The organism is Bacillus sp. EU55, assembly GCF_038005925.1.
GTDB classification, from domain to species: domain Bacteria; phylum Bacillota; class Bacilli; order Bacillales; family Bacillaceae; genus Bacillus; species Bacillus velezensis.
The window spans coordinates 709,020-724,109 of the sequence record NZ_JBBOUE010000001.1 but is presented as its reverse complement, the minus strand read 5'-3'; the positions used below and the strand labels follow the sequence as shown (position 1 = coordinate 724,109).

The 15,090-nt window shown below is 40.8% G+C and carries 8 protein-coding genes and 3 pseudogenes; 4 read left to right on the top strand and 7 right to left on the bottom strand.

The features are described from left to right. Positions 1-27 precede the first annotated feature (27 nt). Positions 28-332 (top strand): annotated as a pseudogene (locus tag NYE50_RS03730) (hypothetical protein). A 343-nt stretch (positions 333-675) separates the two neighbouring features. Continuing rightward, positions 676-886: pseudogene (locus tag NYE50_RS21920) on the top strand (aspartate phosphatase); the annotation flags it as partial. Between the two features lie 285 nt (positions 887-1,171). On the opposite strand, the gene NYE50_RS03720 reads toward NYE50_RS21920, so the two are convergent. From NYE50_RS03720 to NYE50_RS03695, 6 genes are all read right to left on the bottom strand, one after another. Next, on the bottom strand, positions 1,172-1,807 hold the full coding sequence (locus NYE50_RS03720; RefSeq protein WP_032867564.1) for a DUF6037 family protein: 636 nt from the start codon (positions 1,805-1,807) through the stop codon (positions 1,172-1,174). 702 nt (positions 1,808-2,509) lie between these two features. Beyond that, a complete protein-coding gene (locus NYE50_RS03715) occupies positions 2,510-3,628 on the bottom strand; it encodes a UvrD-helicase domain-containing protein (RefSeq protein ID WP_032867566.1) in 1,119 nt (372 codons plus the stop codon). Continuing rightward, on the bottom strand, positions 3,621-5,276 hold the full coding sequence (locus NYE50_RS03710; protein ID WP_032867638.1) for an ATP-dependent nuclease: 1,656 nt from the start codon (positions 5,274-5,276) through the stop codon (positions 3,621-3,623). The genes NYE50_RS03715 and NYE50_RS03710 overlap by 8 nt, the downstream gene beginning before the upstream one ends. Positions 5,277-5,639: 363 nt before the next feature. After that, positions 5,640-7,019: a 23S rRNA (uracil(1939)-C(5))-methyltransferase RlmD gene (gene rlmD, locus NYE50_RS03705; protein WP_159353876.1), complete on the bottom strand. Its 1,380-nt coding sequence runs from the start codon at positions 7,017-7,019 to the stop codon at positions 5,640-5,642. 147 nt (positions 7,020-7,166) lie between these two features. Next, entirely contained in the window at positions 7,167-8,078 is a 912-nt protein-coding gene (locus NYE50_RS03700; protein ID WP_014417122.1) for a diacylglycerol kinase, read from the bottom strand. A gap of 128 nt (positions 8,079-8,206) precedes the next feature. After that, positions 8,207-11,350 (bottom strand): efflux RND transporter permease subunit, encoded by a 3,144-nt coding sequence (locus tag NYE50_RS03695; protein WP_159353875.1) that lies wholly within the window; start codon positions 11,348-11,350, stop codon positions 8,207-8,209. A gap of 129 nt (positions 11,351-11,479) precedes the next feature. Here NYE50_RS03695 and NYE50_RS03690 point away from each other — a divergent pair. Further along, positions 11,480-12,350 (top strand): annotated as a pseudogene (locus tag NYE50_RS03690) (TetR/AcrR family transcriptional regulator). A gap of 94 nt (positions 12,351-12,444) precedes the next feature. Then, positions 12,445-13,595, top strand: a protein-coding gene (locus NYE50_RS03685; RefSeq protein WP_099721935.1) for an IS3 family transposase whose coding sequence is annotated in 2 segments (ribosomal slippage) — positions 12,445-12,718 and positions 12,718-13,595 — 1,152 coding nt in all. Because the reading frame shifts where the segments join, the coding sequence is not laid out codon by codon here. Positions 13,596-13,653: 58 nt separating this feature from the next. On the opposite strand, the gene gatB is transcribed toward NYE50_RS03685, so the two are convergent. After that, positions 13,654-15,084, bottom strand: a complete 1,431-nt coding sequence (gatB, locus tag NYE50_RS03680) for an Asp-tRNA(Asn)/Glu-tRNA(Gln) amidotransferase subunit GatB (protein ID WP_159353873.1) — start codon at positions 15,082-15,084, stop codon at positions 13,654-13,656. Positions 15,085-15,090 lie beyond the last annotated feature (6 nt).

Sequence of the window (15,090 nt, the reverse complement as noted above, 5' to 3'; positions counted from 1 at the left end):
TAATAGAGATTTAAAAGGAGCATCATCTTGACAGTAAGAAAAGAATTAACAGAACAAATCAATTTAATAATCACATCAATAAAAACAATTAAACAAAAGAATCCAACTCCAATGGTGAAAAACATATTAAAAAGGTACGAAGAGGCGAAAGAAGTTATCAAACATTCAACAAAGGAACAATTCGAAGAAGACCTCTCTAAAGTTAAAAATAAACTTGATACTCTGACAAGAGCATATCTTGAACAGCTAACGACTACATGACTCCTATGCTCAGAGAAATGCATAAGACAGAAAAACTGCTAAAAGAGTACGGCGAAACTGCTCAGTCTTAATAACCGCAATCCAATTCAAAAATTGAGATTGCACTAACCCACACAAAACCAAATATAACACCCAAACTCCCTTTTACGGACTGCACCGAAAATTTTTTTTGCGGTCACTCAACCCCTTCCTATTAAATTTTAGTATTGATAAATTTACATAATTAGTGAGAAGAGGAAGGGTTAGAAGTTTGGGCACGATTTTGTCTTCACACGTTAGGATGAAAATTAATGAGTGGAACCGGCATATTCAAATATTTAATGTGACTGACGCTGAAATGCTTAATACAAACAAGACAATTTCTTAAGTCCCATTACTTTCTGCCCAAAAGCGGCAAACACGATTCCCTATATCTTAGATGAAATTGAGTGGACGGAATTTTATTTTAAAATGGCTGAAGTTTTATCATATGAAACAAACCCACGTATCCATGCACTATTCTTCTCAGGCGGATTACATTTATAAAACGCACAACCTTTACCCAGTCCGCCGCATACAATGCCATTTTGTGATCGCAGGAAACTACGATGACCTAGAAAGTCATGAAAAGGCGCTCCCTCACCTCCTATGGAAGAGTTGGCATTATTATCCGCAAAGTTTTATACTGAAATTGGGCAGATGGATATTCTGTTATCATACCAGCAATCAAATTCAGAGAGGGGATTGTTTGTATGAAATTTAAACTGACGGTGCGCTATAATTGCTTTGATCATTGTAAGCTTTATCAGTTCTTCCTGAGGAAATGAAGTAAACGTAGCATCCCAGAAACATGACAAGCAAATCTGCAAACAATTCAACGAACTCCCTAGTACATTCTTTTTTTAACAGTAACCAATAATTTTTAGAGTGATTACTTGTTTTTATTTTTCGTCCAATTATAAAGTATATCCTCATCTAATTTGCTATCATTGGGATCAACAGAGTAGCAGAAACTTAAATTAGTATCATTCCTTAATCTTTTATATAGTTCTGGCCTTAAAAGTCTAGTTTTATTATCATTAAATGGACTTCGTTGCCCTAATGTGCCGTCTGTTTTTTTAGGATTTCTTTTTACTGCGTAACAATAGAGTTTATTTGGATTTTCGGCTTCACTTTGGTTTAGTGAACATACCATTGCTTTTCTTTGGATGTTTGATTTGGTTTCGATCACCTTAGTAGGGATAAAGTTTGAAAAATGCTGATTAAATTGTTGAAGTATACACCCAAGGTTTTCGCTATAATCAATATTAAAATACTCTCTTAAAGTTTTAGCATCAACAAACAGCTTCGCTGAATTTGCATGTACTAGTAAACTATCATCAAAATCTCCTTGTCTTAAAAACTCAATTTTTAAAAGTGCATAATCCGGTTTTGCTTCTGCATCCTCGTATAATTTTATTAGCACTATAAAGTATTGCTGTTTATAGTTAAATTCAAAAGAGTCTATACACCAACCTTTTTTCTCCATATCTAGTTTTAAATATCTTAAATTTTTAAATACAGCCATAAATACTTCCTTTCAAAAAATTTTATATAAAGATATAACTATAGCATTTTAAAATCAGTATAATATATATGAAGTAGTCAGTCACTTCTTTACTACGTAACGGAATCACTATTTTTTAATATCAACCAGAAGAAAACCTCATAGTTTTAGGTTCTTAAAATGGAATGTTATTTCATACTTTAAGAAAGCATCTCTTGAACAATATGGGTGATATTCTCATTTTTTGTACATAGCAGATACAAGTTCAAACAAACTGAGCAACTCTTGTTTTTTGAACACACTTGTACTAAACTCATTACATTCAAATTGCTCCTTATGCTTATACCAAAGTAAAAAAATGTTTTACTGGGTTTTCAATGGGTTATTCAGTTGACGGCATCTGTAATGATTAATCAAATTCGTGAGTGATGAATCTCAATATTATAATGTGCTACACAAAAGTGGTTGAACGATTAGAGAGATATTTATACAAGCATCATTCCTTTAATTTGCTCTCACTATATATTCTAATTTCCTAGAGGGGCTTTTTTCCTTTATGGTATTCCCTTCATCAAAATTATCAATGTAGATAGGTTTTATTTGAGTAAGTATAGGTTGGTAAATTCCCTGAAATACCCATATGTTAAATCATTGAATTTTTGTAGTAAAAAATTAAAAACGATAAAACTATTACATGGGTAAGTCCGGAGAATCAATATTCTTTTACAGACTATATTGTTTAATACCTGAAACAATAAGTGTTTTATCACATACAATACCTACGCTATAAATAGCCCGTGTTAAAGCAACATATAGTTTACATTGAGTTTTAAATTTTAAAGGTATTGAATTGTCCTGAAGCCATCTAATCATGTCTGAAGTCGGGTAGATTAAAACCCTATCAAAAGTTTTCCCTTTACAAGCACCAAAATTATATACAGAGAAATCAGGGTTGACTTGTTTTGATAAGCTATCTCTAAGTTGGACTGGATTATATGTTTTTAAATACGAGTTTATATCTTTTCTATTAACAAAAAAAATCCCTTGATGTTCAGATACTTTATCATGCAAGCATTTTGAAGGTGGAAAATCAGGAAATACTTTATTAGCTAACGTGCATATTTCTTGAGAATTTCTCCAAGAATCTTTTAAAATTTTCTCGTCAATATGGCAGATCTCTTTCTTTTTGTTACAAACTTCTTGAATATAATACTTGATATTACCATATTGATATTTTTTGTTTTTTCTAGAAAAGTGCGTTAGATAAGTGACTTGACGTGGATCACCCGCTAATATGATACTTGAGGCCGAATTTAACAATTGTTTAATTATTTCTAAGTCATAGCCTGCTAAATCTTGAACTTCATCAATCATGATATGACTATAAATGTTACTAATCCTTTTAATGACAGCATTGTTATTAAGTGCGTTACATTTTATAACAAATTTTGATAGTTTATCTGAGTAAATCCGGTAATCTTTTGTGAAATAATGATTATCCACATCAGCTTCAGCATAATAAACAGGTTTATTATGCTTGTAAAAATAATTCACACCAGATGGGTTATTGACTAGTTGCATTCCGGTTATATCTCTTTCAGTTAAGCAACCTTGATATGGCTTTGCTCCGTGTTGGATTAAAAATGAGAACCATGTTTGAACAGTGATATTAAAAGGTATTAATCCATTATTTAATTCTTTTATTTTATTTAGAATTTCTTCTTTGTTTTGTTCTGTAAATGTCGTTATTAGAATGTTCCCTTCAGATCGAAGAGCTAATTTTACAAGATAAGTAGTTTTTCCTGCACCAGCAGAAGCAAGTAAAAATTGATTTTTATTCATTATTCAGCTCCTCTAATGCTTTTAAAATATATGCTGGAAATTCAATGGCTTGTGTTGTTTGAAAAATTTTTAATGCGCACTCTGTTTTATTTCTTTTCATATAAACTCTTAACTCATCTTCTGTTTTAAAATCGGTCTCTAGAATAGAATTTAGCTTATCCAGTGTATTGCATCGGATAATTGCAGGTTCAAGAGTATTGTAATTGTAATCATTTTTACCTATTTTGAGAGATCCATTAAATTCGTTCTCTTCATAAGAAATATAAACATAATCTTTTTTCTTTTTTTTGATATAATTATCGTATTTCCTTTCTAGTGCTTTAATATCGCCATCATTATCTGTTATTACAAGCGTTGGTATCTTTAATTCATCTGCGATTTCTAAAAATCTTAAGAAAGAAGTTCCAACTGAAATAACCTCAATACCATCTTGAATAGGAATACGACTATTATTTAAACTCATATATGCTTTTTGTACTATTAATTCGTCGGAATCACCTTCAACTAGTATAGCTTTTTTGCATAGAATAAATCGCAGGGTGTCATAACCTGCAATTTTCTCGAAAAATAATTTAGAACCACTACTTAATTTATTGAATCTAGTTACTTGCTGATTATTTACCAAAATTAAATTATCTAATCCTAATTTATTAGATACAAAGCTACTATGCGTAGAAACAATAATTTGTTTATCTCCATAGTTTTCTTTTATATTACTTATTAATTGATTTAATCTAGTATGACTGATGTGACTTTCCGGCTCTTCAATTAATATTACGGAAGACTTTTCTGCAATTTTATTCTTTAGGGCTAGTTCTGTTTTAATTATGGCTTGCTCTCCTTTACCAACATAATCAAACGGGATACTATCTAACCTTGTGATAAGGCTTCCTTCCCAAGATGACCGTGTACCTAAGTCTACAGATAGTTCAACTTTTTTATTACTTAAACTAGAAACATTAGTGATTTTTTCATTTATTTGCTGAATTGACCCTTCTTGCATAAACAATTCTTGAGCCTTCCTAAATGATTGGGAAACACTATTTTTTTCAATGATTTCTAAAGAATTTTGAATAATACGCGATATATACATATCTGAGCCATTACTGAATTTACTAAACCCTACATCAATTAATGCTGATTTTATAGGTATACTTCTACTCGTGATTGTTTTTCTAGCAAATGATCTCCAGACAATTTCATAATATTCAATCGGTAATGAATAGATTTCTTTACTTTCAACCAATTTATTATATTCGTCACGATAGTTTTCATCAATTTGAATAGTAATTGATATTCCTTGGGCCCTAGGGATTGAAGACTTCTCCGAGTACTTATCTCCTTCTAATTCTGGAAATCGATCGTCAAAATATAACTCAATTAAAATCTCAGGTAATGTAGTATCAGTTCCATTTTTTACATTTTCAATATATTCGGCAACTGCAGCATTATTAAACATATATTGAGTAAGATTGTTTTTTATTGATTTTCCACGAAATACTCCTGTTAGCACAAGATGGATTGCTTCTAAAATAGTTGATTTTCCAGCTTCATTATTACCAACCAAAATGTTGATACCCTCTTTCAAATCAAGAACAAATTTCTCCTTAAAACACTTAAAATTTTGGATAACTAAAGTTTTAATCATTTTACACCTCAATAATAATTCTTTTTCCTTAATTATCCTACGATTACTATTAACATTCAATAAAAATTGGATTGTTTTTTCCTCCTAACGGTGATTAATTAAAATGACACAATTAATAACAAATTATATAAATTTATAGATGTGTATATGTTAAGCACACCCCGATATATTGTGGATATAATTGTATTGCTCCCTATCAAGAAAAATGAATAAAAAATAGACACTCAATGTTCTTGAATGTCTAAAAAATAAAAAAGCGCTATTTTCAGTAACACCTTTTTATCAATTGTATCCACAAGGAATATTTTTACCCTCCCAGCAATCTTGGTATGTCTGTGAAAGTGCTTAAATTCTATAATTTCTTTATTGTTTCCTCTCCAGCACAGCCACACACTCCACATGATTCGTATGCGGGAACATATCCACTGGCTGCACTTCTCGCGTCTGATACCCGCCATCCTCAAGCACCCGCAGGTCTCTTGCAAGCGTTCCTGGATTGCAGGATACGTACACCACCCGCTTCGGTTTCATGTCGATGATTGTCCGCAGGAGGGCTTCGTCACAGCCTTTTCTTGGCGGATCGACGACGAGGGTGTCGGCCGTGATGCCTTCTTCATACCATTTTGGAATGACTGTTTCCGCTTCTCCGACTGCGAATTCCGCGTTTGTGATGCCGTTCAGCTCAGCGTTGCGTTTCGCATCCTCGATGGCTTCCGGCACGATTTCAACGCCGTACACTTTTTTCGCCTGCTTTGCCAGAAATAGAGAAATCGTTCCGATGCCGCAGTAGGCGTCGATGACGGTTTCTTCCCCTTGCAGCTCCGCGTACTCAAGCGCTTTGTCGTAGAGCACTTTTGTCTGTTCCGGGTTGACCTGATAGAACGATCTGGCGGAGATGGCGAATTTGACGTCTCCGATGAGGTCGTAGATGTATTCTTCGCCCCAGATAACGTTTGTTTCGTTCCCAAAGATGACGTTTGTTTTGTTTGGATTGATGTTTTGCACGATGGATTTGACGTGCGGGAATTGCGCCGTAATGTCTTCGATGATTTTCGCTTTGTGCGGAAAATCGCTTGTTCTTGTGATGAAAACGATCATCATTTCGCCTGTGACGACGCCGTATCTGACCATGATGTGGCGGAGCCAGCCTTTGTGGCGTTCTTCGTTGTAGGCTTTGACGCCGTAATTTGCACAGATGTCTTTGACGGCTTGGACGGCTTCGTCGTTTTTGGATTGCTGTATCAGGCAGGCGCTCATGTCGATGATGTCATGGCTTCTTTGCTGATAAAATCCGGCGACGAGTCCGCCTTCTCTTTCTCCTACCGGCACCTGTGCTTTGTTTCTGTAGTTCCACGGGTCTTCCATGCCGAGCGTCGGGTGCACGGTGACTTTTGAGAGGTCCAGCTTGCCGATCCGTTCTAAGACGTCTTTGACTTGTTTCTGTTTAAACAAAAGCTGGCCTTCATAGGTCATGTGCTGAAGCTGGCAGCCGCCGCATTGTTTGTAGATTGGGCACGGGGCATCCGTTCTGTGCGGGCTTTCTTCCTTCAGCTCGATCAAACGGCCGAAAGCGAAGCCTTTTTTGACGCGTGTCACTTTGATTTGCGCTTTTTCCTCAGGCAGGGCGTTCGGCACGAAGATCGGAAAGCCCTGAACCTTTGCGACGCCCGCTCCTTCGTGCGTCAAATCCTCAAATGTCACATCATAGTATTCATTTTTTTCTATCGGGGGTTTCATTTTCATCTATAATCACCTCTAGTTTTACCAATAGCCTTGTTTCAGCGTGCTGGCAAACCTTCAAATTCAATGTCAGCCTTCAAAGGTTTCCGATCACGCTGAAAAGATGACAAAATCCTAAAACGAATACTGTTTTAGGATTTTGTCCGCGTATTAATCATCCAGCTGTTCCGCTTTCTCCTTCGGCATGATGACGTGAATATGCCGGTACAGGTTCACGAATTCGCCCGGCAGCATGCCGCCGTACTCGCCGTCCAGGTTCAGCTGCATCTTTTCTGATACATTGACTTTCACACGGTTCGCTTTTGTGTAAATAATGTGCTGATCGTTAATATGATCGCCTCTGAGCGCCATGCTCGCGACTCTGATAAACTCCGCGAGATTGGCTTTTTTCAAAATAATCAAATCAAACATGCCGTCATTCAGGCTGGAATCAGGGGCCAGTTTCTCGAATCCGCCGACCGAGTTGGTCAGCGTCACTAAAAACAGCATAATTTCGCCTTGAAACAGCTTGCCGTCATATTCAATCTCGACTTCTGTCGGTCGAAGTGAAGGCAGCATTTCCATTCCCTTTAAATAATAAGCAAGCTGGCCGAGCATCGTTTTCAGTTTGCTTGGCACATCATACGTCAGCTCCGTCAGACGGCCTCCGCCGGCGATGTTGATAAAATACTGACCGTTCACCTGTCCGATGTCGATCGGGCGGGCCACGCCGTTAATGACGGTATCAGCGGCATTCAGTATATTCTCTCTCGGAATGCCCAGCGCTCTGGCGAAGTCATTTGTCGTGCCGACCGGAATGATGCCGAGTGTCGGTCGTGTGTCTAACGGCGCGAGGCCGTTGACGACTTCATTAATCGTTCCGTCTCCGCCGGCAGCGATAATCAGGTCAAACTCCCGCAAAGCGGCTTCTTTTGCGGCGTGGGTGGCATCCCCCGCGCATGTGGTGGCATGGGTGGAGGTTTCATAACCGGCTTGTTCAAATTTTTGCAGGACCTGGGCAAGATTTTTCTTAAAAAGCTCCCGTCCTGAAGTCGGATTGTATATTATGCGTGCACGTTTCATTATCTCATCATCCTACTTAAGAGTATCCGATCCATTATTAACACTAACAACCTTTAATTATACTATGACTTGAGAAAATCGCAACAAAAAAGGCCCCGGCTCCGTTTAAGGAGCCAAGGCCCGCTGTCTTACTCTTCTTCCGTTCCAGGTTTTTTCTTACGGAATTTCGCCAATACTTCATATACGATCGGCACAATCAGAAGGGTAAGCAGAGTCGAACTGATTAAACCGCCGATAACGGTGACACCGAGTCCTTTAGAAATGACCTGGCTTCCGCCTTCGAAGCCCAGTGCCAATGGAAGCAGGGCGCCGATTGTCGCGATCGCCGTCATCAGAATCGGACGTAATCTCGTAGAGCCGGCTTCCAGGAGCGCTTCTCTCGTCGATAAGCCTTCCGCTTCTTTATGGATGACGCGGTCAATTAAGACAATCGCGTTTGTGACGACGATTCCGATCAGCATCAGCATACCGATCATGGCATTCAGACTGATCGTCTCTCCGGATACATACAGGCCGGCTAATGCGCCGATGACTGTAAACGGAAGCGAGAACAGAATCGCAAACGGTGCTAATGCTCCGCCGAACGTGATCACAAGAACGAGGTATACGATGGCGATTGCGGCAAGCATCGCTAAGCCGAGTTTCGTAAAGGAATCAGCAATATCCGCTGATACACCGCCGGTATCAATCGATACATTGTCCGGCTTATCCAGTTTGTCAACTTTCTTTTGAACGGCTGATGACACCTTCGTGACGTTGTCAGAAGTGACGGTTGCCGTTACGTCAGCGTACACTTTGCCGTCGCGTTTGGAAATGGTATCGGATGTCGTGCCATTTTTCACTTTCGCCACATCGCCGATTTTTACTTCTTGGCCTGCAGGCGATGTGATGGTTTTATCCTCTAATTCTTTTACACTCTTATACTGGTCTTTTTCTGTTTTGATGTTGACGTCAAGCTCTTTGCCGTCCTTTTTCACCGTTGTCAAAGGAGACTGTGACGTTTGGGACATCAGGGCTTGGGAGATTTGCGAAGCCGTCAGGCCCTGCTTGCTGAGTTTCTCCTGGTCAGCGGTGAACGTGTACTCATCATATGTGCTGGAAAGGCCTGAGTTGATGTCTTTCAGATCTTTCTGCTTTTTCATGATGCCTTCGATGTCTTTGACCGTGCCTTTAATATCAGACTCTGAATCTCCGTACACATAGTACGTTAATTCGTTGTTGTTGCCTGACGAACTGAAATTTTGTGATTTCCATTCGCCGCGGCTGGATGTTTTTTTGATTTCTTTTAAGACATTGTCTTTTTCTTTGTCAAAATCAGGCGTGTCATCCACGTATTTCACGTAGAACAATGCGCCGTTTGAGCTTCCGCCGAGCGGACTTTGCGAGCCTAATGAATACTGAACGGTATCGACATGTTTGCGTTTAAGCAGCATGTCTTCCGCTTTTTGCGCAGCTTTTTCAGCTTCGCTTTTCGTTTCGCCCGGTTCAGGCGTGTATGTGAGCTGCATCGTTTTGTCCGCTTGCGCAGGCAGGTAGCTCGCGCCGATCAGAGGTACGAGGAACAAACTGCCGACAAGCATCAGAACCGCGATGATAGATGTAATCCATTTATGTCTTAATGACCAATTCAGCACTTTTTTATAGAAATTGGCCAATCTGCCCGGCTTATGCTCTTTCGCTTTAACAGGCGCACCTGTGAGCGATTTTTTGAATAAGCTGTGCGCAAGCATCGGCACCAGTGTGATCGAAATCAACAGCGATGCGGCAAGCGCGAAGACGATTGTTAATGCAAACGGCATAAACAGTTCGCCGATCTGTCCGCCGACCATGGCAAGCGGCAGGAATACGGCAATGGTTACGATCGTTGATGACATGATCGGTTTAAACATTTCTTTCGTCGCTTCACGCACCAATTGCTTCCCGCGTAAAGGTTCATCTTTCAGCCTCATGCGGCGGTAAATGTTTTCGATCACGACAATCGAGTCGTCGACTACCCGTCCGATGGCGACCGTCATCGCACCGAGCGTCATTATGTTCAATGTGACATCAAGCTGATTCAGCACAAGAAGCGCAATCAGCAGTGACAGCGGGATGGAAATGATAGAAATCATCGTTGATTTAATATCTCTTAAGAATAAGAGAATGATCACGACCGCAAAAATCGCGCCGAAAATCGCTTTGCTTAACATCGTATCCACCGACTCTGTAATCGGCTCTGCCATATCAAGAGTCGAGCTGTACTTGAACCCTTTGTGGTCTTTTTTGTATTGATTCAGTTCATCTTTAATCGCATCGGCCACTTCTACCGTGTTGGCGTCATTGGCTTTTACGATATTAATTCCGATGCTGTCCTTTCCGTTCGTGCGGGAAATGGATTCAGCTTTTTTCACATCTTTAATGTCGGCAATGTCAGAAAGCTTGACTGTCGGCACCCCTGCTGCCGCGCTTCGCTGTGCCTGCTGCATAGCCTGAGCGTCCGCCGCAGATGCCGCACCGGCTCCGCCCGCTTGACCTTGAGCGGCAGAAGAAGATGTGACCGGAATTCTCATATCTTTCAGATCTTTAATTGACGTAATATTTCCGTTAACGACAACTGATTTTTCTTTGTTGCCGAATGTGTACAATCCAAGCGGCGTATTGACGTCAGAGCCTTGGATCACTTTCTTGACGGTATCTTCATCAAGTCCGTACTCTTTCATTTTTTTGTCTTTGAAAGAGAATTCCACCTGCTCTTCCTGCTGTCCGGAAACTTGCACGGACGCAACGCCCTGAATGCCTTCAAGCTTAGGAACGAGAGTGTTTTCCACATTTTTGGTCAGGTCTTCAAGCGAGCTTTTGCCGCTTGTCACACTGAGCGTCAAAATCGGGAAAGAGTTGAGGCTGTAACGGGAAATGTCAGGTTTTTTCGCGTCGTCAGGAAGGCTGACACTGTCCAGCGCTTCAGCGACTTCGGTTTTCGCCTTGTCCATATCCTTGCTGTAATCATATTCAATCATAACCGATGAGACGTTTTCAGAGGATGTGGACGTTACGACGCTCACTCCTTCTAAATTCTGGACCGCCTGCTCGATCGGTTTTGTCACGTCATCCGCAACTTGACTCGGAGCAGCTCCGGGATAAGTCGTATTTACTGAAAGGTAAGGCATGTTGACGTCCGGTATGGATTCCTGCTTCATATTCATACCGGCATACAGCCCTGCTACAGTAACGATAATCGTCATCAGCCAAACTGCGAATTTGTTCTTCAGTACAAAGTTAATAATGTGGTTCATCATGTCCTCCGTTAATTTTTATTGACTGACTGGTCATTCTATATAATACTAAACGGTATAACTCAACATCGTCAACTCATATACCAGAAAATTTTACTAAATTTTTCAAGGATTAAGGGGAAGCACGTCATGAATGAAAAAAAAGAGAGAATCATAAAAACCAGCATTCGTTTATTTGCGAAAAAAGGATTCGCAGCTACGACGATCCAAGAAATCGCCAGTGAATGCGGCATTTCGAAGGGCGCTTTTTATTTGCACTTCAAATCGAAAGAAGCGCTGCTGTTATCTGCCTGTGAATATTATATCGGTATGTCTATGAACAAAATGAAAAATATAGAAGAAGATCTCGCCGGAAAGCCCCCTAAGGAAGTGTTAAAAAAGCAAATTGGCGCTCAATTTGAGGATTTTCGCGATCATAAAGATTTTATCGTTCTTTTGCTTACCGAAAATATCATTCCGGAAAATCAAGAAATCAAGCAATACTTTTACAAAGTAACCATGGAGACGGATAAGCTGTACCGGAACGCCTTGCTGGTATCCTATGGCGAAGGAATCGAGCGGTATGTCGCAGATCTGTCCATCATGGCAAGAGGCATCGTGCATTCCTATATGAATGTGATGGTATTTAACAGTGAGCTTAATATCGGTGCAGAAGAAATATCAGCCTTTATCATCGAGAGACTAGATGATCTTGTACAGGGGCTGAGCCGCTCAGCACTCAATCCGATTGTGTCAAAAGACATTTTCAACCCGATGCCTGCGGGAAAAGACCAGCTGCTTGAGGACATTCAGAAAGTGAAAGAAAACAGCACGCTGCCCGAGGATATCACCGTGTCACTTGATGTTATCGAGGAAGAATTGACTCAGGATAAACCGCGCAAGCCGATTATTAAAGGCATGCTGTCCAATTTGACCGGAACCAGCGACAAAGAAGTTGAAAGGCTTCGGGCCCTCATCTCTGTCTTTATCTCGATTTGACTATAAAAAAAGCAGCCTCTAGGGACTGACCCCATAAGATGAGACAAACAAAAAACACCTTCAAGTTTGAAAACGGATGATTGTTAGCCGAAATTAGACTTGGAGGTGTTTTTTCTATGGGGACAAGAGTGAGTTATCCGGTTGAAGTGAAACAGAAGGCTGTAGAAATGAGATTGGCAGGCGTGCCTATGAAAGAGATCATGCAGGAATTGAATATTAAGAATAAGACACAGGTTCAGACATGGGTTAGATGGCATAAGACTGGGGATACACATCGATTCGAACAGCCTGTCGGAAAGCAATACACTTACGGAAAAGGCCCGGAGTATTCTTCCGAATTAGAGAAACTGCAGGCAGAAAATCGTTATCTGAGACAACAGAATGAAGTTTTAAAAAAGTGCAACGAATTGGAAAGGAAGCTGATAGCGAAACGCCAGTCGAGCTTGTAGAAGCATTGCGCGGCACAATGACCATACAGGATATCTGTATTCATTTAGGTATCTCACGAGCATCTTATTATCGTTGGAAGAAGAATCTGATGAAAGATAACCCTAAATACCATTTAGAAAAACAAATCGGCACGTTGTGCCGAGAACACAAGTTTCGATATGGCTATCGGAAAATCACAGCCATATTAAAAAAGGGAATGCGTGTGAATCATAAAACGGTTCAGCGCATTATGCAGAAGAATCAGTGGCAATGCCGGGTTAAGGTGAAAAAGCGCAAGAAAGATGGGCAGCCATATGCCGTGGCCGAGAATATATTGGATCGAAACTTTCAGTCTGAACGCCCTCTGGAAAAGCTAGTAACGGATATCACATATTTGCCTTATGGGCAGAAACAATTGTATCTTTCCAGTATATTGGATTTATACAATGGAGAAGTGATTGCTTTTACAATTGGCGATAGACAGGACACAGACTTTGTCTTACACACACTTGATCAGCTGCCCGCACTGCCAGAGAACTGCGTGTTACATAGTGACCAAGGTTCTGTTTATACATCTTATGAGTATCAGAAAGCTGTTAAAACAAAAGGCATTACCATGAGCATGTCCCGCAAAGGGACGCCCGCTGATAATGCCTCCATCGAATCGTTTCATTCCTCACTAAAGTCTGAAACGTTCTATCTTAACAGCATTGATCGAACTACGACGACCATCGTAGAACGCACTGCCATAGAATACATTCATTATTATAACAATATTCGTATTCAAACGAAACTAAACAGCCAATCGCCGATACAATATCGGCAATTGGCTGTATGAAGGTGTTTTGATCCCTGTCTCAAAAACAGGGGTCAGTCCCCTAAGGGCTGCTTTTTTATTAGCGTTTTTTAATTTCTTCAAGCAGAATTTTGTTGACCATCGGCGGGTTGGCTTGTCCTTTGGACGCTTTCATAATCTGTCCGACTAGGAAGCCGATCGCGCGGTCTTTTCCGTTTTTAAAGTCTTCGATTGATTGAGGATTGTTGTCAAGCGCCTCAGTGACAAGCTTCAGAAGCACGCCTTCGTCAGAAATCTGAACAAGGCCTTTCTCTTTCACAATCTTCTCAGCGTCGCCGCCTTTTTCAATCAATTCTTTAAACACTTTCTTCGCGATCTTAGAAGAAATGGTTCCTTTTTCAATCAATTTGATCATGCCGGCAAGGCCTTCAGGAGTCAGCGCGACATCCTCAAGCTCTTTTTGTTCGGCGTTCAGGTAAGCTGAGACTTCACCCATCAGCCAGTTTGATGCCTGCTTGGCTTCTGCGCCTTTATTGACCGTTTCTTCGAAGAAATCAGCCATTTCTTTCGTCAGCGTCAGAACCATTGCGTCATAAGCAGGCAGGCCGAGCTCTTCGATATAACGCTTGCGGCGCTCGTCCGGAAGCTCAGGAATGGTTGCTCTTACGCGTTCTTTCCATTCGTCATCAATGTAGAGCTCGACAAGGTCAGGCTCAGGGAAATAGCGATAGTCGTCCGAACCTTCTTTGACACGCATCAAAATGGTTTTTTTCGTCGCTTCATCGTAGCGGCGCGTCTCCTGCTGAATGACTCCGCCTGACAGAAGCACCTGCTCTTGGCGTTTTTCTTCATGCTCAAGTCCTTTTTGCACGAACGCGAAGGAGTTCAGGTTTTTCAGCTCCGTTTTTGTGCCGAATTTCTCCTGGCCAATCGGACGGAGGGAAATGTTGGCGTCACAACGCAGTGAACCTTCTTCCATTTTACAGTCGGAAACGCCTGTGTATTGAATAATTGATTTCAGCTTTTCGAGATATGCGTAAGCTTCCTCCGGTGTGCGGATATCCGGCTCAGATACAATCTCGACAAGCGGCGTGCCCTGGCGGTTGAAGTCAACGAGGGAATAGCCGTCGCCCGTATGCGTCAGCTTTCCCGCATCTTCTTCAAGGTGAAGACGGGTAATGCCGATTTTTTTCGTTTTTCCGCCGACTTCGATTTCGATCCAGCCGTTTTCGCCGATCGGCTTGTCAAATTGAGAAATTTGATATGCCTTCGGGTTGTCCGGATAGAAATAGTTTTTCCGGTCAAACTTCGTATCCGTTGCGATTTCGCAGTTCAAAGCCATTGCGGCTTTCATCGCGAATTCAACCGCTTCTTTGTTCAAAACGGGCAGCACGCCGGGATAGCCGAGGTCGATGACGCTCGTTTGGGTATTCGCTTCCGCGCCGAATGGCGTCGGTGAGCTTGAGAAAATTTTAGATTTTGTTTTTAATTCCACATGGACTTCAAGTCCGATTACCGTTTCAAAGTTCACTTCATT